At 64.4% G+C, this 25,060-nt stretch carries 27 protein-coding genes; 11 read left to right on the plus strand and 16 right to left on the minus strand.

The annotated features are described in order from the left end of the window. Window positions 1–1,142: beta family protein (locus sphst_RS10805; protein WP_159043579.1), on the minus strand; the 1,142-nt coding region annotated here is incomplete at its 3' end. 145 nt (window positions 1,143–1,287) lie between these two features. Next, the gene (locus sphst_RS20500; RefSeq protein WP_051916286.1) at window positions 1,288–1,527 is read right to left on the minus strand and encodes a BrnA antitoxin family protein; all 240 of its coding nucleotides are present in this window, start codon (window positions 1,525–1,527) and stop codon (window positions 1,288–1,290) included. Between the two features lie 318 nt (window positions 1,528–1,845). Here sphst_RS20500 and sphst_RS10815 point away from each other — a divergent pair, with 318 nt between their 5' ends. The 6 genes from sphst_RS10815 to sphst_RS10835 all read left to right on the plus strand — a co-directional run bounded on the left by sphst_RS10815 (window position 1,846) and on the right by sphst_RS10835 (window position 5,537). Continuing rightward, a complete protein-coding gene (locus sphst_RS10815) occupies window positions 1,846–3,474 on the plus strand; it encodes a hypothetical protein (RefSeq protein WP_107045541.1) in 1,629 nt (542 codons plus the stop codon). Between the two features lie 27 nt (window positions 3,475–3,501). Further along, entirely contained in the window at window positions 3,502–3,756 is a 255-nt protein-coding gene (locus tag sphst_RS20505) for a hypothetical protein (RefSeq protein WP_159043580.1), read from the plus strand. Window positions 3,757–3,815: 59 nt separating this feature from the next. Next, window positions 3,816–4,259: a DUF3597 domain-containing protein gene (locus tag sphst_RS10820; RefSeq protein WP_107045542.1), complete on the plus strand. Its 444-nt coding sequence runs from the start codon at window positions 3,816–3,818 to the stop codon at window positions 4,257–4,259. Between the two features lie 74 nt (window positions 4,260–4,333). Further along, window positions 4,334–4,747, plus strand: coding sequence for a glycine zipper 2TM domain-containing protein (locus sphst_RS10825; RefSeq protein WP_031394997.1), 414 nt, complete (start codon window positions 4,334–4,336; stop codon window positions 4,745–4,747). Between the two features lie 249 nt (window positions 4,748–4,996). Further along, window positions 4,997–5,209 carry a cold-shock protein gene (locus tag sphst_RS10830; RefSeq protein ID WP_031394996.1) on the plus strand — a complete coding sequence of 71 codons (213 nt, stop codon included), beginning with the start codon at window positions 4,997–4,999 and terminating at the stop codon, window positions 5,207–5,209. 103 nt (window positions 5,210–5,312) lie between these two features. Then, window positions 5,313–5,537, plus strand: a complete 225-nt coding sequence (locus sphst_RS10835) for a hypothetical protein (RefSeq protein WP_056405216.1) — start codon at window positions 5,313–5,315, stop codon at window positions 5,535–5,537. Window positions 5,538–5,613: 76 nt separating this feature from the next. Here the strand turns inward: sphst_RS10835 and sphst_RS10840 are convergent, their stop codons facing one another. The 14 genes from sphst_RS10840 to sphst_RS10905 form a co-directional block, all read right to left on the minus strand. Beyond that, window positions 5,614–6,333, minus strand: coding sequence for a cell wall hydrolase (locus tag sphst_RS10840; RefSeq protein ID WP_442800396.1), 720 nt, complete (start codon window positions 6,331–6,333; stop codon window positions 5,614–5,616). A gap of 386 nt (window positions 6,334–6,719) precedes the next feature. Next, the gene (locus sphst_RS10845; protein ID WP_031394994.1) at window positions 6,720–9,557 is read right to left on the minus strand and encodes a M16 family metallopeptidase; all 2,838 of its coding nucleotides are present in this window, start codon (window positions 9,555–9,557) and stop codon (window positions 6,720–6,722) included. 8 nt (window positions 9,558–9,565) lie between these two features. After that, a complete protein-coding gene (locus sphst_RS10850; RefSeq protein ID WP_197975095.1) occupies window positions 9,566–9,781 on the minus strand; it encodes a hypothetical protein in 216 nt (71 codons plus the stop codon). Window positions 9,782–9,790: 9 nt separating this feature from the next. Continuing rightward, window positions 9,791–10,936, minus strand: coding sequence for a tRNA guanosine(34) transglycosylase Tgt (gene tgt / locus sphst_RS10855; RefSeq protein WP_031394992.1), 1,146 nt, complete (start codon window positions 10,934–10,936; stop codon window positions 9,791–9,793). Next, window positions 10,936–11,379 (minus strand): calcium-binding protein, encoded by a 444-nt coding sequence (locus sphst_RS10860; protein WP_031394991.1) that lies wholly within the window; start codon window positions 11,377–11,379, stop codon window positions 10,936–10,938. The genes tgt and sphst_RS10860 overlap by 1 nt, the downstream gene beginning before the upstream one ends. A gap of 7 nt (window positions 11,380–11,386) precedes the next feature. After that, complete coding sequence (queA, locus tag sphst_RS10865; RefSeq protein ID WP_031394990.1) at window positions 11,387–12,442, minus strand: tRNA preQ1(34) S-adenosylmethionine ribosyltransferase-isomerase QueA; 1,056 nt, start codon at window positions 12,440–12,442, stop codon at window positions 11,387–11,389. 7 nt (window positions 12,443–12,449) lie between these two features. Continuing rightward, window positions 12,450–13,172 (minus strand): peptidylprolyl isomerase, encoded by a 723-nt coding sequence (locus sphst_RS10870; protein WP_031394989.1) that lies wholly within the window; start codon window positions 13,170–13,172, stop codon window positions 12,450–12,452. Window positions 13,173–13,288: 116 nt separating this feature from the next. Beyond that, a complete protein-coding gene (coaD, locus tag sphst_RS10875) occupies window positions 13,289–13,810 on the minus strand; it encodes a pantetheine-phosphate adenylyltransferase (RefSeq protein WP_031394988.1) in 522 nt (173 codons plus the stop codon). 21 nt (window positions 13,811–13,831) lie between these two features. Beyond that, complete coding sequence (locus sphst_RS10880; RefSeq protein WP_031394987.1) at window positions 13,832–14,731, minus strand: polyprenyl synthetase family protein; 900 nt, start codon at window positions 14,729–14,731, stop codon at window positions 13,832–13,834. Between the two features lie 7 nt (window positions 14,732–14,738). Further along, window positions 14,739–14,978: an exodeoxyribonuclease VII small subunit gene (locus sphst_RS10885; protein WP_031394986.1), complete on the minus strand. Its 240-nt coding sequence runs from the start codon at window positions 14,976–14,978 to the stop codon at window positions 14,739–14,741. A 96-nt stretch (window positions 14,979–15,074) separates the two neighbouring features. Beyond that, complete coding sequence (locus sphst_RS10890; protein ID WP_031394985.1) at window positions 15,075–15,272, minus strand: hypothetical protein; 198 nt, start codon at window positions 15,270–15,272, stop codon at window positions 15,075–15,077. 75 nt (window positions 15,273–15,347) lie between these two features. Continuing rightward, a complete protein-coding gene (locus sphst_RS10895) occupies window positions 15,348–17,006 on the minus strand; it encodes a GGDEF domain-containing protein (RefSeq protein ID WP_234387578.1) in 1,659 nt (552 codons plus the stop codon). A 139-nt stretch (window positions 17,007–17,145) separates the two neighbouring features. After that, window positions 17,146–19,464 carry an ATP-dependent Clp protease ATP-binding subunit ClpA gene (gene clpA, locus sphst_RS10900; protein ID WP_031394983.1) on the minus strand — a complete coding sequence of 773 codons (2,319 nt, stop codon included), beginning with the start codon at window positions 19,462–19,464 and terminating at the stop codon, window positions 17,146–17,148. A gap of 143 nt (window positions 19,465–19,607) precedes the next feature. After that, complete coding sequence (locus tag sphst_RS10905; protein WP_031394982.1) at window positions 19,608–19,802, minus strand: DUF1192 domain-containing protein; 195 nt, start codon at window positions 19,800–19,802, stop codon at window positions 19,608–19,610. Between the two features lie 73 nt (window positions 19,803–19,875). Here sphst_RS10905 and sphst_RS10910 point away from each other — a divergent pair, with 73 nt between their 5' ends. The 5 genes from sphst_RS10910 to sphst_RS10930 all read left to right on the plus strand — a co-directional run bounded on the left by sphst_RS10910 (window position 19,876) and on the right by sphst_RS10930 (window position 25,052). Next, window positions 19,876–20,901 (plus strand): NAD(P)H-quinone oxidoreductase, encoded by a 1,026-nt coding sequence (locus sphst_RS10910; protein ID WP_234387579.1) that lies wholly within the window; start codon window positions 19,876–19,878, stop codon window positions 20,899–20,901. A gap of 158 nt (window positions 20,902–21,059) precedes the next feature. Further along, a complete protein-coding gene (locus sphst_RS10915) occupies window positions 21,060–21,941 on the plus strand; it encodes a UDP-2,3-diacylglucosamine diphosphatase (RefSeq protein WP_031394980.1) in 882 nt (293 codons plus the stop codon). A 45-nt stretch (window positions 21,942–21,986) separates the two neighbouring features. Continuing rightward, complete coding sequence (locus sphst_RS10920) at window positions 21,987–23,021, plus strand: glycosyltransferase family 4 protein (RefSeq protein ID WP_031394979.1); 1,035 nt, start codon at window positions 21,987–21,989, stop codon at window positions 23,019–23,021. A gap of 111 nt (window positions 23,022–23,132) precedes the next feature. After that, a complete protein-coding gene (locus sphst_RS10925; protein ID WP_081877642.1) occupies window positions 23,133–23,810 on the plus strand; it encodes a DUF1013 domain-containing protein in 678 nt (225 codons plus the stop codon). A 177-nt stretch (window positions 23,811–23,987) separates the two neighbouring features. After that, window positions 23,988–25,052, plus strand: a complete 1,065-nt coding sequence (locus sphst_RS10930; RefSeq protein ID WP_031394977.1) for an MBL fold metallo-hydrolase — start codon at window positions 23,988–23,990, stop codon at window positions 25,050–25,052. Window positions 25,053–25,060 lie beyond the last annotated feature (8 nt).

A 25,060-nucleotide genomic window follows, 5' to 3' on the forward strand; every position in this document is an offset into this window, starting at 1 on the left:
TAGTCTGGCTGATAGCTAAATTGCCGATCGATGTGTCCGGCAATCCGGCTTGCATGCCATGGGCGAGGCGTATCCATACCCGCAATGTTCCCGCCTGCAGCAGCTATAATTCCGTTGTCGCTCCAAGAGTCTATCGCAGCGAACGCGGCGTCATTAGTTATAACCTGCGACCCAACTATCCACCCCTGAGGATCATCTGAGTTCTCGTGTCGGTGAACTAGCCATTGATCGTTTCGGGAGTGAACTACGGTCGCTCGGAATTTACGTGGCAGAAAAGCGCTAAGGTTTGGCAAACGTGGCGATGCAGCGTAGTCGCCAAAATGAAACGGAAATTGCTCGTACGCTGCCTCCCATATCTGACGATCGCAATTAGGTACCGCCCGCAACCCGGTATGATTCATCTGAGGATATGAATTACTCATGCACACGATAGATAGACCCATCATCTGCTCAGGTTCTATCTTCGCGGATATGCTTGCTAGACAGTCAAGGACCCACTGGGTTTTCTCAGCGACGCCGCGACGGCCTTGGCCACAGTCGAGGATTAGTAAAAGTTGGCCGCTTTCTGGGAAAGTCGCTAAAATTCGGGTTGCAATCGTCAGCAGTTCTTCGTGCTGAATCCGTCCCATTCTTAGCGCAACGCTGTTGCCTCCATGTCCAAGCAGTGCTGCTTGACGTAATATGGCATTTTGTTGTGCCGCTGGATCTGTAAACTGGATAACAGGAACTGCATTTGGGAACATAGCGCAGATATGTCGCCAGCGCTCAAAGCCGTTGTTAGGGGCGAGCAATGAAGAAAGATATGCGTTGTATGCATCATTCTCTTGTGTTTCACGAGTGATGCGTAGTTGCTCTGCAGCAGGATTGGTCGGATTTGCCGATTGATAAGGCGGCGGAGCATATCGCTTATCTAGATCGAGTAAAAATGGGAGATCGACTGTGCTCTGGACAAGTTCGATCGAAGATTGGAGAGTCTCTGCGCTTCTGTGTCTTGTCAATTCGAATAACGGCAGAATGCCCGCTCGCGTATCAGGCCTTAAATGCCCGTACGCTAGCCGTTCGACCTCTGTGCTCGCAAGTACTGGAATATACTCGTAGTTTCCAAAGGTCACCAGCGGCATAATATTATCTCCAGTGTTCACGACTCGTTCTTACAGCATAGAACTAGCGTTTACAATATGGAGGTACGTGAGGTCTCGCTAACAACCCACTAATAGCGCTGGCTCAACTTAACCCCGCCGCCGCGCGTAACGCCGCATTGATCCGCCCCTGCCAGCCCGGCCCGCCCTAGCGAAACTTCGCCAGCACGTCGGGATCGAGCTGCAGCGTCACCTGCTGCGTGGCACGGTCGCGCAAGGGAGGGCGGCCCTTCACGACGCCGGTCGGCTCCAGATAGCCCGTCGCCGGCCGGATCACCGTGCCGCCGATCGAAAACTCGGCGATCTCGAACATCTCGTCGGTCAGTTCCGGCGCGTCGTCGTTCGGATCAAGTAAGGTAGCGGGCGAACCGTTTGCGTTCTCTGGCATTGGCCTTCCTCATCGAGATGACGCGCCGACCGTCCTCGGCATCGACCCATAATATCACGACCACGCGCTCTTCGAGCATCCCGATCTTCGCCGGCACAGACCGGTCGAGCCGCACCGTTCCCTACGGCCCGACCCTGCAACCCCTCGGCCGAGTCGCGCCGTCTCTGCCGCCCGATCCGGCCCCCCACCGCCGCCCGGCCGCCGAATTGCACGAAACACCTCGCCCAATGGTACGGAATGACCGCCCCGGGGGGCTGTCCTACTACCCCCGTTTCAGCATATCTGATCGGTCCTCTCCCCTCGGGATAGGATCAAACCGTGAACAAACGTTCCGACACGCCGCCCCGCCCACCGGCCTTCGCGACGGTCCCCGGCACCGACTATGCCGCGCTCTACGCGCCCGAGCCCATAAAGCCCCGCATCACCTCGACCGCCGACACCCCCAGATGGGGCGGGACCCCGGCGCGGCTGCGCGTGCAGCCCGGCCCCGCCGTCCCGGGCGCCGGTCTGTCGGTCCCCCGCGCGATCGTCCCCGGAGGCGGCGCCCCCGCGAGCTATCCCCGCAAGGACGATCGCCACACGGCCGTGATGGCCTCGCCGCCCACCACCTTCGTCACCGGCGGCGCGGAGGAGGAGGACGACGACGCCCTCGACACGCCCGACGCCGCGGCACCGCCCCGCGCGTCCGCCGACCCGGACACGCCCGGCGACGACCCCGACCCGCACCAGCCCGCGCCCGACGCTCTCGAGCTCATGCCACCGGGCGCCGCCTGCGGCTCGCGCCGCCAGGACGGCTGGTCCGCCGCCAACCAGCGCCGCTTTCTCGAGGCGCTCGCCGAGGGGCACGGGGTCGATGTCGCCGCGCGCCGCGTCGGCCTGTCCGCCACCTCGGCCTATGCGTTCCGCCGCACCGCCAAGGGCGCGGTGTTCGCGCTCGGCTGGCGCGCCGCCGCGCTCGTCGCGCGCGATTCGATCGCCGAGACGTTGCTCGTCCGCGCGCTCGAGGGGACGGTCGACACGATCGTCCGCGGCGAGACGGTCATCACCCGCCACAAATATGACAACCGGCTCGGCCTCGCGCTGCTCGCCCGGCTCGATCGCCAGGCGGAGAGCGCGCCCGATGCCGATGCCAAGGCCGCGCGGCTCGTCGCGCAGGAATTCGACGCCTATCTCGATCTCGTCGGGCGCGATCAGGGCGCGGCGCGCGCGGGGCTGTTCCTCGCGCGGCGGACCGGCGGGGCCGGGGCCGGGGCAGGGGGCGCCGATGATGCCGCGGGGGCCGACGCGCATGATCTCGGGCCGATCTACGCGCTCGCCGCCGCCGACCGGCTCGTCCGCACCGGCGTCGCGACCGCGGCCGAGGTCGATATCGCCGATCTCGATCCCGCCGCACGCGCCGGCTGGAGCGGCGAGCAATGGGCGCGCGCCGAGGCCGCCGGGATGGTCGCGCTCGCCCCGCCGCCCCCCGCGCCCCCTCCCGCCGGGGACGACGAAACCGCGCTGGCGTCTCAACATTCGCAACATTCGGCCGCGGAGGAGGACGACGACGATCATGACGACGACGATGACTATGCGGAGGCGGGGGACGTCGGGCGCGCGCTGCCCGGTTTCGACCCGCCGGTCTGGCGCTGCGCGGCGACCGGCGCGTGGCGCACCCGCTTCCCGCCGCCGGCGGGGTTCGCCGGCGCGGTGATCGGCGACTATGGCGACGACGACTATGCCCGTGCGCTCACGCCGGCCGAGGCCGAGCTGATGGACGCGGCGCAGGACCTGTCGCGCGCGTCGCTCGCGGCGTCGGAGCGGCAGGATCGCGACCGCTGGTTCGCGCGCGTCACGACGCGGATCGCCGCCCTGACGGTTCAGCTCGCCGCGTCGGCGGATCCCGGCGACGGTTCCGGTGCCGAACCCGGCCTCGATCCGGGAACAGGGTTGCACGCAAGCCGTTGAGGCTGCGCAACAACCAGGACATTCGTCATGCCAACCCCCGTGCGTCACCCGCACCGCAAGCCCAAGACCTTCGGCCGCACCGCGATCGCCGCGGGGGTCGCCGCGCTCGGCCTGGGCGGCGCGCTGCTCGCGGCCTGGCTGCGCCGCGCACCCGCCAAGCCGGCCGAGCATGCCGCCCCCGATCTCGCCCCCGCCCGCCCGCCCGCATCCCGGCCCCGCCGACCGCGCGCCGGAGGCCTTCCGCCCCGATCCCACCGCGGTCCCGACCAAGGCGGAATATGACTCGCTGCGTCCCGCGACGCTGCCGGTCACCTGATTTCAGTTTTTCCACGGAGAATTTCATGAGCATTTTCAGCAAGATCAAATCCGCCATCTTCGGCGAAAAGGGCCCGCTCGGCAGCGGCCATTTCGGCACCCCCAAGCCCGCCGCCCCGGCACCCGCGCCGGCCCCCGCCGCCATCGCCCCGAAGCCCGCCCCCGCTGCCCCGGCGGCACCCGCCCCACAGACCGCCCCCGCCGCCACCCAGCCGGTCGATGTCGAGGCGGTGCTCTCGGGCATGGCGTCGCGCAAGAATTCGGATCTCAACTGGCGCAGCTCGATCGTCGACCTGATGAAGCTGCTCGACCTCGACTCCAGCCTCGACAACCGCAAGGAACTCGCCACCGAGCTCGGCTATACCGGCGCGAAGGACGGCAGCGCGGAGATGAACATCTGGCTGCACAAGGCCGTGATGCGCGAACTGGCCAAGAATGGCGGCACCGTCCCCGCAGGTCTGCAGGACTGAGTGCATCGGCGCCGGCAACCAAGGCCGGCGCCGAGCATTGAGGTGATACCTACAGCCCTCTGAAAGGACACGAAATGCGCGCTATGACGCTGGGCCTTATGGCCGCCTCCACCCTGATCGCCGGCTGCGTCGGCGGTGGCGGCGACCGCTACGGCGTCGACCCGCGCTATCGGTCCTATGACTATAACCGGCCCGACCCCGCCTATGGCAGCTACGACGCCGGCCGCTACTACCGCGACGACCGCCGCTACCGCGAACGCCGCCTGTCGAACAACGACCGCATCTATCGCGGCAATGACGGCCGCTATTATTGCCGCCGCAACGACGGGACGACCGGTCTGATCGTCGGCGGCGTGGCCGGCGGCGTGCTCGGCAACGTGATCGCGCCCGGCGGTTCGGGACTTCTCGGCACCGTGCTCGGCGCCGCCGGCGGCGCGCTCGCCGGACGCGCGGTCGATCGCGGCAACACCCCGGCACGCTGCCGCTAATGACCGGGGCCGGCGGCGATATGTTACGCCGCCGGTCTTGGTGCTGCGGGAGGACTTTCTGATGGTAATGGTCGTCTAAAAACACCGCCAGATTTGCAATTTCGGGTCGTCTGGCCCATATGGAGATTTGCTACAGTCGCATATCGACGGTTCTTGGCGCTTTGCGGCACCTTTCTCCTTCTTTCCCTGCTCCGCGGCATCGGGCGGTCCGAACCTCGGATTGCCCCATAACAAAGAAGGAGCCATCGCATGGCTATCACTGGCACCGTAAAGTTCTTCAACGCCGACAAGGGCTATGGCTTCATCGCTCCCGATGGCGGTGGCAACGACGCATTCGTGCATATCACCGCGGTTGAGCGCGCCGGCATGCCGACGCTGAACCAGAACCAGCGCGTCACCTACGAGCTCGAGCCCGACAAGCGCGGCAAGCAGTCGGCTGTGAACCTCCAGCCGGCCGACTGAGGCTGTCGGCGGACTTGTCCGCCGATGACTGATTTCGGTTGCGGCGCGGCGACCCCTCTGGTCGCCGCGCCTACTTCCTCTAGGTCCTCAGGAGCGCAGCAGCATGGCCGATAATCCAGAATTCTACCGGGCCCGCGCTGAAGAAGAGCGTCGCAACGGCGATGCCGCCTCGCTCGACAATGTCCGCGACCGCTGCCGCCGCGCCGAAAAGGCCTGGGATGACATGGCCAACCGTGCCGAGCGCACGCAGACGTTGCGCGCCGCCCGCGAAGCCGCCCCCCCCGGTGGCGAGCGCATGGCAAATACCACGATGATCCCCGCCGAATAGGATCGGCTTAGAACGGCCGCCGCCATCGGCGGCCGTTTCCATATTCAGCGTTCGAGCGTGGCTACACGCCGCACCGTCAGCGCAGCCCGCCTGTATCTTTCCACCTATCGAGGATTTCCGGAGCGGGGGGTAATCGATCCGCTTCGACTGGTGTCGACGCACTAGTGGCCGCACTTTTTGGAACCGTAGCCGGCACGGTTCCAGCCAGACCTGAATCGCCTCTAGCGCCACCCGCACTATCAGGCAGCGCTGTGGTCGAGAGTGCTGCCAACGCCGCCCCGATGGCCTCACCTGGCACCGGCTCGTGGCCGAGATAGTGCTGGTCAAAGGCAGCCGCGGTGCCCCAATAGCCTTTCCACCGGTGGAAGAAGTGTGCGCCGACCACCGCCGTCATCACCAGACTCCTGCTCCAAGGCGGCGTGACGGCATAGGTATGATAATGCGTTGCTAGCCCGACCGGCGCATACACATAGCCCGCCAAAACCATCGCCGCATTCCGCTCGGCCCGGACCCACGCAAGCCTAGCCGGCGCGCGCGCGGTCGCACCGTCACAGGCAAAGCTAAACTGACATGCAGCCGGTGCCCCGCCTGAATGCGGCCCCTGATAGACCACGCCGCAGACGCTTGCCGGAAAGGCGGGATGGCGGACACGATTGAGAATGACCTGCGCGACCGCGCGTTGCCCGGCATCGGGCTCGGATGCGGCCTCGTAATAGATTGCCGTCGTCAGGCAGAACAACGCCCGCGCCCGGTCCGCCGCGCTGGTCCCCGTCATTGAAAAGGGACGCGCTGCCACGACGCCGGGATCCCCTGTACGAACATCAACGGAACTGGGCACCTTGGGGAGGGCGGTCGTTCCCGTCACTCCGGGGACGGGAGCCCCAAAGTCCCCGGGAATGCTCTCGAGGGCATTGCTATGGCGCCCCTCGCCATTGCCGCCACGCAAAGGTGTCCCGGCATCCCTTGGCGCGTCACGGAACGCTGCGTGCGCAAACAGCGCGGTCGACGCGATCACGCCGGATATGGCCACCGGCAACCATCGCCGTCTCGATGACCGGGAGGCCCAGCGCGTCGTGTTCAAAATCCCGCTATCCTTGCGCCACCGTCATCAAAGACGGCCAGCCATATCGCAGGAAACCCTACCGTTCCGCTACCGAATGCCCGCGGTCGTCCCGACGAGAGTCATTTAAGTGCGGCGGTATCGAGCTTTAACGCAGCCTCGGGGATCAGCTCGGTCTGCGGGTAGGCTTGACGGAGCGAGGGGGCGAACTGCCTGGCATCGCCGACAACCACAATACTGGCCTTTTTGGGATCGAGCAGCGCCGCGGCTGCGGTTTGGACCGACGCGGAATCAACTGCGCCAACCTTTGCCGTAAACTGCTGCAGTTCATCGACGCTGACGCCGTTCTGGACATAAGATCCCAAAATTCCCGCAACGCCGGACGTCGTCTCGATCCCGCGCCCGAAATTCCCGACAAGTACCGCCTTGCGCGTTTCCAGTTCACCCGGGGATACGGGTGCCTTGCCCATGCCCGCCAGTTCAGTTGCGATCAGCGAGACCACTTCCGTTGCGGTAGGGTTCTTGGTCTGTGTCCGCGCGGCAATCGTTCCCTGTGTCTTCCCCGCGTCCAGCGTGCTGCCGGCGCCATAGGCCAGACCGCGCTTGATCCGGATTTCCTGGTTCAGCCGTGAAGAAAAGCCTCCGCCAAGTACGGTGTTCGCTACCGCCAGCGAATAATAGCGGGGGTCGGTGCGCGCGATCGCCGGCCGGGCGACGACGACGCCAGCCTGGCCCGCATCGGGCATGTCGACGACGATCACGCGAGGCGCCGGGTAATCGATAGCCATGACGGGTGTCGCCGCCGCGCCGGTCTTCTTCCAGGGGCCGAGTTGGCCGTTGGCCAGCCTCATCGCCTGCGCCGCGGTGACGTCGCCGACCATGATGAGCGTAGCCTGATCGGGGCTGAAGCTGCGCGCATAGGCCGCGGTGATGTCGGCCCGGGTGATCGCCTTCAACGAGATCGGCGTTCCGCCGACCGGCGCGCCATAGGCAGACGTGCCTAGAACCGCCCGATCGGCGACCAGTGCGGCCAGCTGCGCCGGATTCTTGAGCGCGAGTGATACTGCGTCGACCTGCTGCGTCCGTGCCCGTTCGATTTCGTCGGGCGCGAATGCAGGGTGCATCGCCACGTCGGCGAGGATCGACAGCGCGGGGGCAAGCTGATCAGCCTTCACCGTGACGTCGACGGAGGCACCGTCGCTGCCTGCATCGCTGCCGATCGATCCGCCGAGGCCTTCGATCTGGCGCGCTATCTGCGTGGCTGTCCGCGTGCGCGTGCCTTTGGTCAGCAACTCGGCCGCCAAGCTGCTCACGCCTGCTCGATTGGCAGGATCGGTTGCCGCGCCGCCACCGGTAACGAGATAGGCGGTGACGATCGGCAGATCGTGCCGTTCCACGGTGATAAGCCGCATGCCATTGGCGAGCTGCGTCGTGATCGGCTGGGGCAGGGTCGGCGATATCGGTGTACCGGGGGCGGGCGGAAGGATGCGCTGTCCTTCGGCGGCGGGGGTAACAATCTCGACGCTGGCGGGCGCCTTGAGATCCTCGACGCGGACGGTGGGGGCCACATCGATCGTCGCGACCCGCGTCGCGGCCGGCTTGGCATCGAGCGGGAGATACCGGATCGTCGCGGATTGCGCGTCAGCCAGATAGGTCCGTGCGACGCGCTGGATATCTGCGGCCGTGACCTGCGCAATGGCCGCGAGCTGGCGGTCTGCGGCGCGGGGATCACCATCCACGATCACCGATGACGCAAGGGTGCTCGCCTTTCCTTCGGCGGTTTCCCGGGCGATGATCGACGCTGTCAGAATTTCGTTCTTCGCTTCGGCCAGTTCGGCAGGGGTGACGGGGGCGTCGCGCAGCCGTGCGATCTCTCGCTTGAGCGCGGCCTCGCCAGCGTCGACGCTCTTGCCCCCGGCCATGATGGCATAGACGACCAGATTGCCGGTCGACTGCTTGCTGTCGATCATGGCGTCCGCGGACTGTGCGAGTTGATCGCGGTAGACGACGCTCTCGTAGAGCCGCGAGCTTTCGCCCTCCGACAATATCGCTTTCAGGAGACTGAGCGCGGGAATGTCGGCAGCGCGGTCCGCCGGGATATGATAGCTGATCAGCACCGCGGGGAGCGGCGTGTTGGGCTCGTAGACGGTACGCGTCACGGCTTGGGTACGGGCCGGCTCGGCGACCGTTACCCGAGGAATTTCCCCGCTCGGCTTCTTGATGGGGGCGAAGTAGGTGTCGATCCAGCGATTGAGCTGTGCCGGCTCGAAGTTGCCCGAGACGACCAGAACCGCATTGTCGGGTCGATAATAGGTTGCATGAAAGGCGCGGACGTCGTCGATGCCGGCGGCTTCGAGATTTTCCAGGCTGCCGATCGTACCACGTGCATAGGGATGTCGTGCATAGGCAAGCGCGGGATAATAGAGCGAGAACAGCTTGCCATAGGGCCGAGCCAGCGTGCTCTGGCGAAGCTCCTCCTTCACGACGTCGCGTTCGGAGGCGAAGCTCTTGGGCTCGACCACGAGGCTCGCCATCCGGTCGGCTTCGGCGAAGAGCAGACGCTGCAAGTGATTGGCCGGCACCACCTCGTAATAGTTTGTATAGTCGTCGTTGGTCGATGCGTTGTTATACCCGCCAACGTCTTCGGTCAGCCGGTCCATCTGTTCCGACACCAGATTGCGGGTCGATTTGAACATCAGATGTTCGAACATATGGGCAAAGCCCGACCGGCCCTTTGGATCGTCCTTTGACCCGACATCGTACCAGACCTGGACCGACACATTGGGTGTCGCCGTGTCCCGGATAGCATAGACGCGGAGGCCGTTGGCCAGCACGCGTTCGGTGAAGGCGAGCGGCTTTACCGATACGTTCGACGTGGGCTTTGGAGGAGCGGACTGCGCCACCACCGCTGCAGGACAACAGGCTGCACCAAGCAGCAAGGCGGAGCGGAGGAGGCGCATCTGTGTCCTTACTTCTGGGTACGCGAGCGGTTGAAAAGCACCGCGCCGGCGATGGCGGCTGAGCCTATGCCGACGCCAAGCCCGATCTTCGCAAGCGGCCAGGTCTTCGCCTTCTCTACGGTCGCCTTTGCTGCGGCTTCGGCGTGAAGCTTTGCTTCCTTGGCTGCGGCGAGAATTTCGTTGGGGGTATCGTCGTCGGCAGCCGTTGTGATGGGGTCGGTCACGTCACTCTCCTAACTCGATTTCCGACCATACTCCGCTCGGAAATCATTTGCGAACTTCGTCAATGTACCGGCGGCGATCGCAGCGCGCAGATCTGCCATCAGCGTTTCGTAGAACCAGATATTGTGTTCGGTCATCAACATCGCGCCCAGCATTTCGCCCGCACGGACGAGGTGATGCAGATAGGCCCGGCTCCAGGTGGCGCAGACCGGGCAGGCACAGTCGGCCGCCAGCGGCGACTGGTCCTCGGCAAACCGGGCGTTGCGGATGTTGATCGGCCCGTTGCGCGTGAACGCCTGGCCGGTTCGCCCTGACCGGGTCGGCATGACGCAATCGAACATGTCGATTCCGCGCTCGACAGCGCCCACGATATCATCAGGCTTGCCGACGCCCATCAGATAGCGGGGTTTGTCGGCGGGCAATTGTCCGGGGGCGAAATCCAGGCATCCGAACATCGCCTCCTGTCCTTCGCCGACCGCCAATCCGCCGACCGCATAGCCATCGAAGCCGATATCGATTAGCGCGTCCGCCGAGGATTTGCGGAACGACTCATTCAGCGCGCCTTGCTGGATTCCGAAGATCGCGTTGTTCTCCGCATGGGCACCGCCTGCATCGAAGGCGTCGCGCGATCGCTTCGCCCAGCGCATCGATCGTTCCATGGCGGCGGCCTGAACCTCCCGCGTGGAGGTCGTCGGGACAAGCTCGTCGAACGCCATGACGATGTTCGACCCCAATAATCGCTGGATCTCGATCGACCGTTCGGGGCTGAGCAGGTGCCGGGTGCCGTCAAGATGCGATTTGAACGACACGCCCTCCTCGGAGCGCTTGGTAAGATCGGCAAGGCTCATCACCTGATACCCGCCCGAGTCGGTCAGGATGGGCTTCGACCAGCCCATGAAGCCGTGAAGCCCGCCCAGTCGCGCGACGCGTTCCGCGCCGGGACGCAGCATGAGATGATAGGTGTTGCCGAGGATGATGTCGGCCCCCGCGGCCGCCACGTCGTCGGGCTTCATCGCCTTGACCGTCGCGGCGGTGCCGACCGGCATGAAGGCGGGGGTGCGGATCACGCCGCGCTGCATCGCGATCTGGCCCGTGCGTGCTGCGCCATCGGTGGCAGAAATGGTGAAGTCGAAACGAGGGGACACGGGATGATCCATTAACGGCGCTTGCCGCGCGGTGGGGCGTTGGGGGCAAAGCTCCTGATCGTGAGCAGCTCCTCGCGCACGAGCACACCGTCCCGGTTGCGGTCGAAGCGGAGAAAGAACTGCGCAAATCTGGCCTGAAGCTCGGCAAGGGTGATCGCGTTGTCGCCGTCGCGATCGACTTCGAAGGGGCTGGGCAGGGCGTTGCGATCGCCAAGCCATTTCAGCGACCAGTCGGCATAGGCGATATAGCCGATCTTGCCCGTCATGCTGCCCTCGGCGCCCGCAAAGCTCCGCGCGAGGCAAGCATCGAGTTCGGGCCTGGTCACGCGCGCGTCGCGATCCGCATCGCAGGCGGCGATCAGCATTGCGGCCGGTTCGGCAAAGATCGTTGCGGGCGGTTGCGCGATCCCAGCGGAAGGCACGACTTGCAAAGCCAGAATCAATGGGATCAACATGGGCCGGTCATGGCAGCAGCAGGCTGGCATCGCCATAGCTGTAGAAGCGATACTTGGCCGCAATTGCATGCGCATAGCCAGCCTGCATCCGCTCGCGTCCCATCAGCGCCGATACCAGCATGAACAACGTTGACCGCGGAAGGTGGAAATTGGTCATCAGGCCATCGATCCCCTTGAAGCGGTAGCCCGGCGTGATGAAGATCGCCGTGTCGCCCTCAAACGGGCGGATGACGCCGTCGTCACCGGTCGCGCTCTCGATCAGTCGCAGCGATGTCGTGCCGACCGCGATCACCCGGCCGCCGGCGGCGCGGACCGCGTTCAGCTGGTCCGCCGTGGTCGCATCGATCCGGCCCCATTCGGCATGCATCTGGTGATCGTCGGTATCGTCCACCTTCATCGGCAGGAACGTGCCCGCACCGACGTGCAGCGTCAGCGTGGCCTTCCCGATGCCCGCAGCCTCGAGCGCCGCCATGACCGATGGGGTGAAGTGCAGCGCCGCGGTCGGTGCGGCGACCGCGCCGGGCTCGGCGGCGAACATTGTCTGATAATCCTCGGCGTCGCGCGCATCCGTCGCGCGCTTCGCCGCGATATAGGGAGGCAAGGGCATTCGCCCCGCGCGATCAAGCAGCAGTTCGATCGGTTCGTCGCCAGCGAATTCGAGCGCGTAGCTGCCGTCTTCTGCCCGGTCGACCGCCCGGGCGACGACGCCGTTGCCGAAATCGATCGGATCCCCATCGCGCAGACGGCGCGCATTTCGAATGAAGGCGCGCCAACGTCGCGGCCCTTCGCGCTTGTGCAGCGTCGCCCCGATCTTCGCCCCGGACGATAGCTGCCCGTCCTGCTCGATCCCAGCACGACGTCCTTCGAGCTGCGCCGGGATGACCCGCGTGTCGTTGAACACCAGCAGGTCGCCGCGACGCAGCTGTCCAGCCAGATCGGTGACGCGCAGGTCGCGTGTTGCATCCCCGTCCAAGACCAACAGCCGTGCGGCATCGCGCGGCGTTTCGGGCCGGAGTGCGATACGATCGGTCGGCAGGTCGAAGTCGAAAAGGTCGACGTTCAACGGACTCTCACTTCTTCGCGGGGGCCTTCTTGGCGAGCTTGGGCTTTGCAACGACCGCCGGTGCTGGCCTCGACTTGCTGCTGCCGGTCCCCGGCAGGGTTACAGGCGCGCCCAGTGCCGGTGGCGGGGTAACGGGCGCGGCGACATAGGCCGGCGGGCTGTCCGCAGCGATATAGGCGTGCAGGATCCGCGAGGGGTTTGCCGGCGGCTCGCCGCGCTCAATGGCGTCGACATATTGCATGCCGTCGATCACCCGGCCGAACACGGTATATTTCTTGTCGAGGCTGAGGCGCGGCTGAAAGACGATGAAGAACTGACTGTTCGCGCTGTCTTCCTTTTCCGAACGCGCCGCGGACACCGCGCCGCGAACGTGCGGCAGATAATTGAACTCGGCCTTGACGTCGGGCAGGGGTGAGCCACCGGTGCCGTCACCCTTTGGATCGCCGCCCTGTGCCATGAACCCGTCGATCACCCGGTGAAACGCCAGGCCGTCGTAGAAACGCTGCCGAGTTAGGGTTTTGATGCGCTCGACCATCAAAGGGGCGACATCGGGACGAAGCCAGATCGTGACCCGGCCCCCCGTCGACAGGTCAAGCAGCAGCAGGTTCTGCGTGTCCGTCGTCAACGGCGGGGTAGCGCGTCCGGCAACGGCGGGATCGATGATCTGGGCGGACGCAGGCGCCGCGACGAGGCACCCGAGGATCGCAAACATACCGGCGAAAAAGCGCATCAAATCCCTACTCGCATTGGCCATGAGGCCGGGGCCGACCTTGAAGCCCGCCGCTTAGAACAAATCCGTGCTTGCGCCAAACTGAACATCGTCTGCCGACTGGCGTCCCGCGCGCGTCAACTTCCCTTGCGGCCGATCTGATTGACGCGGGCAATGACCTCTTCACTGACGGCAGGCGGCACGAATTTAGCTATGTCCCCGCCAAAGAGCGCGATTTCCTTGACCAGCTTGCTCGCAATCGGCTGCAGCGCGACATCCGCCATCAGGAACACCGTCTCGACCCGCGGATTGATCTGCTGGTTCATCCCCGCCATCTGATATTCATATTCGAAGTCGGCGACGGCACGTAGACCGCGGACGATGACCTTTGCGCCTTCGCGCTCGGCAAAATCCATCAACAGAGAATCGAACGCGACCACGTGGATCTCGCCGGCCACGCCGTCTACCTCACGCCTCACCATCGCCATGCGTTCCTCGATCGTAAACATCGGCGATTTGGAGGCATTCGTCGTGACGCCGACGACCAGCCGGTCGACCAGCTTCGCGCCACGCCGGATGATGTCCATATGGCCCAGCGTGATAGGGTCGAACGTACCCGGGTAAACACCGACCCTTACGGTCTCGTGGCTTGCCGTCATGGTCGGTGTCTCCGGAAGAGGTCAGCGGTCGCGGTCAAGCACGAAGCGTGCGATCTCGCGGAGCAGATCGGCCTCGCGGCCATAGCTGTGCAGATGTGCGATCGCCTGGTCGACAAGCATGCGGGCCTGTTCACGCGCGCGATCCGCGCCGAGCAGCGACAGGAACGTCTCCTTGCCCGCACCGGCATCCTTGCGGAGGCGTTTACCCGCCGCCGCCTCATCGCCTTCGGCGTCGAGCAGATCGTCGGCGATCTGAAAGGCAAGCCCCAGGTCGTGCGCATAGCCGCGCAGGCCAACCCGGCCCTCGGGCGCAATCCTGCCAAGAATGGCGCCTGCCTCGACGGACGCCAAAATCAGCGCACCGGTCTTCATCTGTTGAAGCCGGGTGACAGTGTTCAGATCGAACCGGGCATTCTCCGCCTCGAGATCCATCATCTGGCCGCCGGCCATCCCAGTCGGGCCGGACGCCTTGGCAAGGTCGAGCACCAGATCGGCGCGCACGAACGGATCGGGGTGCGTTGACGGGTCGGCGAGGATCTCGAACGCCAGCGCGTGAAGGCAGTCACCTGCGAGGATCGCGCATGCTTCGCTGAACATCTTGTGCACGGTCGGCTTGCCACGACGCATGTCGTCGTCGTCCATGGCCGGGAGATCGTCATGGATCAGCGAATAGACATGGATCGCCTCGATGGCCGTGGCCACCCGCGCCGCACAAGCACGGTCGACCCCAAACAGGCTGGCGGTCGCGAAAACAAGCAACGGGCGTAGCCGCTTGCCGCCGCCGATCGCGGCATGGCGCATCGCGCGATACAGGTCCGCACGCGGATCTTCGGGGATCGCCAGAAGGACGTCGAACTGCGCGTCGATCTCTGCGGAAACCTCAGCGAGCGCTTCCGCCAGCGACTGCGGCAAGGTCGTCATGCGCGGCTCAACCTGCCGCAAAGGGGCGAACCCCAGCCGGCTTACCCTCGGCATCGAGCCGGATCGCTTCAATCCGCGCCTGCGCAGCGTCGAGCCGATCGGCACAACGCTGGCGCAGCTTGTTGCCGCGTTCGTACAGCTCGATGGCCTGCTGCAGCGGCGTATCGCCACGCTCGAGCTGCCCCACGATCGTCTCCAGCTCTTTCAATGCCTCTTCGAATGAGAGGTCTTCGGTCGGCGTTTCCATGGGTGCTGCTATGGAGCAGGCGCGCGACGGGGGTCAAGGACGCGTCGACGGCGGAGGCTATGCCGCGGCCGGCGCGCGCCGTGTTTGCTGCAAATTCTAGTGCAGCCGCTCGACGGTCCAGGTGTAAAGCACCGATATGCCGATCAGCCCCAGGTCGACGGCAGCCTGCATCCTGTGCGGCGCGGGGTCGGACGGGTCATGCGTGATGAGGCGGATATCCGCCGTCGGTCGCGGCATTACTGCGAGCGTCAGCACCAGCGCAGCGACAGCAAGGGCAGCCTTACGATTACGCATCGTCATTCTCCCGGGGGAAGCTGCATCCTGACGTCGTCAATCCGCTTTGACAAGCCGCGGCACCAGGCACCGCACTCAGGCGGCCGAGACGAGGCTGACCGCGCTTCGCGATCGATCACGGCCCGCCGCCTTGGCCTCGAACAAGGCGCGGTCGGCGTCGCGGTAGAGCGTCTTCCAGTCGGCGTCGTGCAACAGGGGGCCGGTGCACGTACCGATGCTGGCGGTGACGGTGATATCATACGGCATCGACTGGCCGCGGACACGGTCGCGGATTGCGCAGGCCGAAACCGATGTCGAGGCATCGACGAGGATGGCAAACTCCTCGCCACCGATCCGGGCGATGAGTGTATCCGTTGGCAGTGCGCTGCGCAGCGCACGGGCGAAGGCCCGCAACACCTCGTCGCCGCCATCATGACCGATCGTTTCGTTGACCCGCTTGAAATGGTCGATGTCGGCGATCAGCAGCGTCTGCTCGCCGGGGCGGCCAATCGCGCGTGCCAGGAAGGCGCGACGATTGAGCAGACCGGTCAGCGGGTCAGTATCGGCAAGCAGGCGCGCTGCGATCTCCTGTTCCCGTGCAGCGTCGCGTTCGCGGCTCAGCAACAGGATGCGATAGGCAATCGCCGTGCTCGACAGAAGCGCCTCGATCGCCATCGCGATGACCGTCGAATTGTCGACCAGCAGGCTCGGCTCGACCATCCCGAAGCTGCTGGCGATGCGAAGCCCGGACATGACGATCGGTGCACCCCACGCAAGCGCAAACAACCACAGATAATTGCTGCGGACGCGCCACGCGCGCCACAGGATGATCGCCACGACCCCGATGAATCCCAGATAGGCGATCGACATACAGGTATCGAGAACATGGATCGCGCGTGGGGCGAGCATGACCCAGAGCCCCGCCATGCCGACCAGCCCGACCATCACAGCACTGCTGAGCGGCCGTACCCAACCCGAGAACACGGCGCGTTCGAAAAAGCTGCGGGCGAAAAGGAGTGCTGTGCTGGCTGATGCGGCCAGGAACAGTATGTTGAGCCGCTGGCGGTCGTTATTGTCGAGGCCCGTAAAGACTTGGCCGGCAGCACCTGATGACGTCGATACATAGGCCAGAAGGCACAGGACGAGCAGGCAGTAAATTGGCTGGAAGGACTGGCGAAGCGCTCCCCATAGCGCCAGATTGTAGACGATCAGCGCGATCGCCATGCCGGCAAACGCGCCGTAAAGTGCGCCGCGCACGATCTCGGTCGTCGCCGCCTCGCCATGATCCGCCAGTGCCGGCTGCAGGATGACGCCGCGAAGGTTCGTGGCGCCTTCGACATGCCACAGGAGACGTACCGGTGGCGCGTCATGGCGCGGCAGCGGTTGCGAGAGGACGGCGCCGAGGTTCAGGATCTCATGGGCGGTTTTTGGCGTGACGCCGACCTGGCGAATCGCACCATCGGCATAGCGGACATAGAGCGTGATGCGCGTCATCCAGATGCTGCCGATACGCGCGCTGGTGCCGCGTAGCTGAGCCGCGGGAAGCGGCTGTGACAGGACCCAGAAATCACCCGGGCCGAATCGGCGCTGTGGGGTGGTGCAGTCGAATCGTTCCGGCGTCTTGAACAGGGCCGGCGCCGTCATGCCGGGTGCTGCGCGGACGAGACAGGTCGCCAGGGGGAAGGCGGTCGCGGCGGCGGGCTGTGCAGTTACCAAGCAGAGCGTCCACAGCAGCAAGACCATGACCCACCGCATATATGCCCGTATCCCCATGACATGCCTCGTAAAGCGCGTTCGGCAAAGAACGGTAAACGTGGCTGGCTATGGCACAAAAAAACCCGGCGGCAAGCGCTGCCGCCGGGTCTCATAAACGCAGCTTGACGCCGTCTCGCTGCTACTTGGCAGAGACGGGTTCAGCCTTCCCCTTCTTCTTGGGCTTTTTCGGCGCCGCACTTTCAATCGCGAACGATAGCGCACCATCCTTCATCTTCACCGTCACCTCGCCGCCATGGACCAGTTTCCCGAACAGCAGTTCCTCGGCGAGTGGCTGCTTGATCTTTTCTTGGATCAAACGGCCCATCGGACGCGCTCCGTAGAGCTTGTCATAGCCCTTCTCGGTGAGCCACGCCTTCGACTCGTCATCGAGCTGGATATGGACGCCGCGATCCGCCAGCTGAAGCTCGAGCTGAAGAATGAACTTGTCCACGACCCGGGCGACCACGGTCGTCGGCAGATAGCCGAACGGCACGATCGCATCGAGGCGATTGCGGAACTCCGGCGTGAACATCTTCTGCACCGCCTGTTCGTCCTCGCCTTCACGCGTAAGGTTACCGAAGCCCACCGTCTCGCGCGCCATGTCGCTGGCCCCCGCATTCGTCGTCATGATCAGGATGACGTTGCGGAAATCGACCGACTTGCCGTGCTGGTCGGTAAGGCGCCCGTTGTCCATTACCTGCAACAGGATGTTGAACAGGTCTGGATGCGCCTTCTCGATCTCGTCAAGCAGCAGCACGCAATGCGGATTCTGGTCGACCGCATCGGTCAGCAGACCACCCTGATCGAACCCGACATAGCCCGGGGGCGCACCGATCAGACGGCTGACCGAGTGCCGCTCCATATATTCGGACATGTCGAACCGCTGGAGCGGGATGCCCAAGATCGAAGACAGCTGCTTGGCCACCTCCGTCTTGCCGACGCCGGTGGGGCCGGTGAACAGATAGTTGCCGATCGGCTTCTCTGGCTCGCGTAGACCCGCTCGCGCCAGCTTAATCGCCGAACTGAGCTTCTCAATCGCCGCATTCTGCCCGAACACCACGCGCTTCAGATCTGTTTCGAGCGTGGCAAGTGCGAGCTTGTCGTCGGTCGAAACCGATTTCGGCGGGATGCGCGCCATGGTCGCGATGACCTGTTCGATCTCCTTGGGGGTGATCGTCTTCTTGCGCTTGTTCGGCGGCACCAGCATCTGCATCGCACCGACCTCGTCGATCACGTCGATCGCCTTGTCGGGCAGCTTGCGGTCGTTGATGTAGCGCGCGCTAAGCTCCACCGCCGACTTGATCGCGTCGGGGGTGTATTTGACGTTGTGGTGATCCTCGAACGCCGAGCGCAGGCCAGCCAGGATCTTGATTGTATCCTCGATCGTCGGCTCGTTCACATCGATCTTCTGGAAGCGCCGCAGTAGGGCGCGATCCTTCTCGAAATGATTGCGGAATTCCTTGTACGTCGTCGAGCCGATGCAGCGGATTGTCCCGCCTGAGAGCGCCGGCTTGAGCAGGTTTGACGCATCCATCGCACCGCCGCTCGTCGCGCCGGCACCGATGACTGTGTGGATCTCGTCGATGAACAATACCGCGTCCGGCATCTTCTCCAACTCGTTGACGACCGCCTTCAGGCGCTCCTCGAAATCACCACGATACCGGGTGCCTGCCAGCAATGCGCCCATGTCGAGCGAGTAGATCACCGCCGGCTTGAGCACGTCGGGGACCTCGCCCTCGACAATCTTCCGCGCGAGGCCCTCCGCAATCGCGGTTTTTCCGACGCCGGGATCGCCGACATAAAGTGGATTGTTCTTCGAGCGACGGCATAGGATCTGAATCGTGCGATCCACCTCCGGCCCGCGCCCGATCAGGGGATCAACCTTCCCGTTCTTGGCTTTCTCGTTCAGGTCGACCGTGAATTGCTTGAGCGCGCTTTCCGTCTTGCCCTTCTCCTGTCCCTTGGTCGGCTTCTCGTCGTCGGCACCCTTGGGCGTCGAAGCTTCAGTCGGCTGCTGTCCGCCCTTGCCGACGCCGTGGCTGATGAAGCTGACCGCATCGAGGCGGCTCATGTCCTGCTGTTGCAGGAAATAGACGGCATAGCTTTCCCGCTCGCTAAACAAGGCAACGAGCACATTGGCACCCGTCACTTCGTCGCGGCCCGAAGACTGGACATGAAGGATGGCGCGCTGGACGACGCGCTGGAAGCCGCTCGTCGGCGAAGGATCGGTCGCGGCATCGACCTTGAGCGCATCGAGCTCGGTGTCGAGATAATGCGCGACCGTGGTTTTCAGTTCGCCCAGATCGACGTTGCAGGCGCCCATGACCTTCGATCCGTGCTCGTCGTCGATCAACGCCAGCAAGAGATGCTCGAGCGTCGCATATTCGTGGCGTCGGGACGATGCAGCCTCGAGTGCCTTGTGCAGGGTGGTCTCGAGGGCGGGTGCAAATGACGGCATTTACATTACTCCTGTCGGGCCACGCAGACGCAGGCCCTTTGCCACTATGTCGGAACGGTAATCGATCGCATCAAGCACTTGACCCCGCCGGCCTGCGTTCCTGCACCGTCCAAATGCGGACCGCCGAGACGAGGTCGAGGACATCACCGTCTAAATAGGTCGTCGGCGCTGGCGCGGTGGCTAATCGCTCGATCTTTTTTCAACTGGCAGCGCGCAATCTCGCCTTGCAGCACGGTGATCCGCGCATCGAGCTCGGCGACCGAGAGCGAGTCGATGTCCTGACGCACGAGCGCATCGAGGAAATCGTCGGGACGAGAGGGGGCGTCATCCGGATCCATTGCGCCTGTAACGTTGACCCGCACCGGAGTGATGTCAATAAGGCACGGGAATCCAATGGGGCGTCTCGATCACATGACTGCAAAAACCGTGACTCCGCGTTACATCGTCCCTGACGTCATGAAGGCAATCGATCCCGAAGCCCCGGGAGGCCCTGAAGTGCTCGTCCTTGTGGAGCGCGCCGTGCCGCATCCCGGAGCCGGCGAGGTCCTCGTCAAGGTTGCGGCGGCGGGCGTCAATCGTCCCGAGGTGATGCAACGGCAGGGTAAATATCCGCCGCCGCCCGGTGCCCCGTCGATCTTGGGCATGGAGATTGCCGGGACGATCGTCGCGGTCGGCGACGGGGTCGGCGAGGAACAGATCGGGCAGCGGGTCTGTGCGTTGATCACGGGCGGTGCCTATGCCGAATATGCGGTTGCGCCGTTCGGCCAGTGCCTCTCCGTGCCCGAAGCGCTGACGATGGTCGAAGCCGCGGCGATGCCCGAGACGTTGTTCACGGTGTGGACCAACCTGTTCGAGCGTGCCTATGCGACCGAAGGCGATACGGTACTCGTCCATGGCGGCACGAGCGGGATCGGCACGATGGCGATCGGCTTGTGTGCCATCTTCGGGATCGACATCATCGTCACCGCGGGCTCGAAGGCGAAATGCCAAGCCGCGCTCAGCCTCGGCGCGACGCACGCGATCGACTACAAGACCGAGGACTTCGTCGAACGGGTCAAGCAGATCACCGGCGGCAAGGGTGTTGCGGCCGTACTCGATATGGTGGGTGGCGACTATGTCGCGCGTAATCTGCAATGTCTGGCCGAAGACGGGCGGCACGTATCGATCGCGGTTCAGGGTGGGGCGAATGCGACAGTGCCGCTGTTCGAGATCATGCGCCGTCGTCTGACCTTGACGGGATCGACGCTGCGCCCGCGTGATACCGCGTTCAAGTCGCTCGTGGCCGATGAACTGGCACGGACGGTCTGGCCGCATGTCGAGGCCGGCAAGCTCAAGCCAGTGATCGATCGCGTCTTTGCCTTTGCCGACGCCCCGGCGGCGCATGCGCGGATGGAGGCGGGCGATCACGTCGGGAAGATCGTGCTGTCCATGACGTGACGCGGACATGCCTAACCAGGCTGTCCCCGAGCCGCCTCTGTATTCGTGACGGAGGCTGTGCGTCGTCCGATGACTTAGAATAGTCACCGGACTGCGACTGCCATGTCATATTGCGCCGCTAGACAGGACCGCAACGAACAGATTTGCGGGGCAGGCCGATGGACATCGTCACGTTTCCAACCGACGCGTTGCCGATAGCCGATGTGGCGGACATCGCGGACTTCATCCATTCGCGACCCGTTGTGCCCGAACGCGTGGTCGACCGGCGGCAATATCGCACGATCTGGATTTCCGACGTCCATCTCGGCACGCGTGGCTGCAACGCGGCGATGCTCAACGACTTTCTCGACCATGTCGACAGCGAGACGATGTTCCTGGTCGGCGACATGATCGATGGCTGGCGATTGAAGAAGAAATTCTACTGGCCGGCGGCGCATAACGACGTGCTGTGGCGGCTGCTCAAGCGCGCGAAGCGCGGTACGCGGGTCGTCTATATTCCGGGCAACCATGACGAGGTGTTCCGGCAATATTCGGGGCTCGACTTCGGTGGGATCTCGATCCGGCGCAAGGCGATCCACGAGACCGCCGACGGCCGCCGCCTGCTGGTTCTGCACGGTGACGAGTTCGACGCTATCACGCTGGCGCATCGCTGGGTCGCGCATATTGGGGATGCGGCGTACACATTGCTCATGGGGCTCAACCGGTGGGTGAATGGCGCGCGCCGACGCCTCGGCATGCCCTATTGGTCGCTCTCGAAACACGCCAAGGCCAAGGTCAAGAACGCGGTCGCCTTCATATCGCATTTCGAAGAAGTCGTCGCGCACGCGGCCGGCGTGCGGGGGGTCGACGGCGTCGTGTGCGGACACATCCATACGGCGGAAATGCGCGATATCGCCGGCGTTGCCTATTATAATGACGGCGACTGGGTCGAAGGCTGCACCGCGCTTGTCGAGCATTTCGACGGGCGGATGGAACTGCTTCACTGGGCAGACGAAATCGCCGCGCGTGAGGTCGATAACATCGTCACGCTGGCCGCCTGACCCACGTCAATTCGGCTCATGCCGCGGTTACCCAAGGAGACCCCGATGCGTATCGCGATCGTCACCGATGCCTGGAGCCCGCAAGTCAACGGCGTGGTTCGCACCCTGCAGTCCGTCCGGCGGGAACTCGAAGTGACGGGTCATCAAGTGCTGATCATATCCCCCGCGCAGTTCGCCTCGATGCCGTGTCCGACCTATCCCGAGATTCGGCTGGCCTTTGCACGGTCGGGCGCAGTCGGACGATTGCTCGAAAGCTTTGGCGCCGATGCGATACACCTCGCGACGGAAGGTCCGGTCTGCCTCGCCGCACGAACCTGGTGCCTGGCTCGAGATTTGCCGTTCACAACTGCCTATCATACCCAGTTTCCCGATTACATCGCGGCACGGACGGGTGCGAACCCCGCCTGGATATGGCGCTATATTCGTTGGTTCCATCGTCCCGCCGAGTCGATCCTGGTCTCCACCCCCTCCGTCGCAACAACACTTACTGCACAGGGCCTGCATCAGGTTCGCGAATGGGGGCGAGGCGTCGATTTTGCACAATTCGGGCTGGACGGCGCCCGCGATCCGGAGATGGCGGCGCTGCCCGGCCCGATCCTGCTCTATGTCGGGCGCGTCGCCGTCGAGAAGAATGTCGAGGCCTTCCTGTCGTCCGCGCATAGGGGAACGAAGGTCGTCGTCGGCGACGGACCCGCGCGCGCCACGCTTGCACGTCGCTTCCCCGATGCCGTGTTTCTTGGCCAGCGTGACGGACAAGGGCTGGCGGCGGCCTATCGTACCGCGGACGTCCTCGTCTTTCCCAGCCGGACCGACACCTTCGGGCTGGTCATGATCGAGGCGCTCGCGTGCGGGACGCCGGTTGCGGCCTATCCCGTCGCCGGCCCGATCGACGTACTCGACCCGCGCGTTGGCGTGATGCATGAGGATCTCGACGAAGCGATCGCGGCGGCACTGACTCGCGATCCCGTCGCCTGCGCCGCCTATGCTGCCCGGTACAGCTGGCCCGCAAGTGCGCGCCAGTTTCTGCGTGCCCTTGTTCCGCTTGCCCGTCCACTCGATCGACCGCGCATGGCGGCATGATGCGACGCGACGATCGCGCGCTTGCCTGTTAGCCATGGGCGCACTAAGTCGTGTGTCATGTCAGGCCGCTCCGAAAGGGGCGGCCCTTTCTATTTTTACGGAGTTTCCGCCGTGGCCCAGCCGCTCATGCCCCATGCGACCGCCGCTTGGATGGTCGACAACACTGCGCTCAGTTTCGAACAGATCGCAGATTTTTGCGGTCTGCACATTCTCGAGATCCAGGCGATCGCCGACGACACCACGTCGACCAAGCTGACGGGGCGTGATCCCGTCCGCGCGCATGAGGTCACGCAGGACGAGATCGACAAGGGCGCGGCCGACCCCGATTATCAGCTTAAGATGATCAAGGGTCCCGAGCAGGTCCGCCGGACCAAGGGCCCGCGTTACACGCCGGTGTCTAAGCGTCAGGACAAGCCCGATGGCATTGCCTGGATTATCCGCAATCATCCCGAGATCACAGATGGCGCAATCTCGTTGCTGATCGGCACGACGCGCACGACGATCGCCGCGATCCGTGACCGTAGCCACTGGAACATCGCCAACATCACGCCAAAGGATCCGGTCACGCTCGGCCTGACGTCGCAGCGCGAACTCGACGCCGCGGTTGCCAAGGCCGCCAAGGCGGCGGGTATGGAAGCACCGACCGACACGCGTCTCGAAGGTGATCGTGAGGCGCTGCTCGAGCAGCTTCGTAACGAGCGTACGCAGGCAGCGGCGGACGCGCAGTTCGTCGCAGACGGCGGTGTCCTGCCGGTCAAGCCGCTGTTCGACGACCCCTTCAAGCGCTGAACGTTCCCGGTCCCCGCGTGGCGCGGTGCGGGGCCGGTACGAGCTATCAAACAGGTTTGCGGTCCTGACGGCGCGGGGATGGCCGGCGACACAGGGCATTGAGGGCACGCGGCATGGCTGATGCGCGTGTCGGCCCAGGGACTATCTCTGGCGCCTAGTGGTTGCTACCTGCGGTACATGACGTCGCTGCCGGCTGCACAGGATGAACCGCTAACACACAAGGGGCTGGTCTACCCCTTTGGCCACCGCGAGCCCGAACCCGGTAACGTATTTCGCATCGCTCCCGGCGTTGACTGGGTACGCCTCAAAATTCCCGGTCCGCTGCGCCACGTGAACTGCTGGATGCTCGCCGACGGCGACGGCGACGCGCTCGTCGATACGGGCATGAATACGCCGGAAGCTCGCGACGCGTGGACCGCAATCCTGGCAGGGCCGAAGTCGGGCGTCCGCATCACCCGCGTGATCGGCACGCATTTTCATCCCGATCATATCGGCCTCGCTGGTTGGCTATGCGAAACGCACGACGCGGCGCTCGTCATGACCCGGGGCGAATGGCTGACCGCACGAATGCTGGCCGCTGATGCCAGGGATGCCGTTCCCGCCGAAATGCTGGCATTCTGGCGCGGTGCGGGCTGGGACAGTACGCAGATCGCGCATGCCAGTGCGAAGGGGTGGGCGGGATTCCGCAAGATCATCACGCCGCTTCCCTTAGGTTACACGCGGATCACCGACGGTGACGTGTTGACGGTAGGGCGCGATGACTGGCGGGTCGTGATCGGGTCGGGCCACAGCCCAGAGCATGCATGCCTTCTCAACGAAGCATCGGGCATCCTGATTGCCGGGGATCAGGTTCTGCCCCGTATCAGCCCCAATATCTCTTTGGGCATCACCGAGCCGCATGCGGATCCGCTGGGCGAATGGTTTGCCGCGATCGCCCGGCTGAAGACATTGCCCGCAGATCTGCTGGTCCTGCCGGGGCATGGCGATCCGTTTACTGGTCTTCATATCAGGCTTGACGCGATGGATCGTGAGCACCGCGAACGGCTCGACGAACTCGCTGCCTTTCTCGCCGAGCCGCGTCGTGCGGTCGAGTGTTTCGGACGGCTGTTCCGGCGCGCAATCGGCCCCGATCTGCTCGGCATGGCGACGGGTGAAGCGCTCGCGCATCTGCGTCGGCTCGAGGTCGAGGGTCGCGCCGTTCGGGACAGTGTCGATGGCGTGTGGTGGTGGCGCGCAACGTGAGCTAGCAT

Origin of the sequence: Sphingomonas sp. STIS6.2, from assembly GCF_000732685.2 — a bacterium.
GTDB lineage: Bacteria > Pseudomonadota > Alphaproteobacteria > Sphingomonadales > Sphingomonadaceae > Sphingomonas > Sphingomonas aerolata.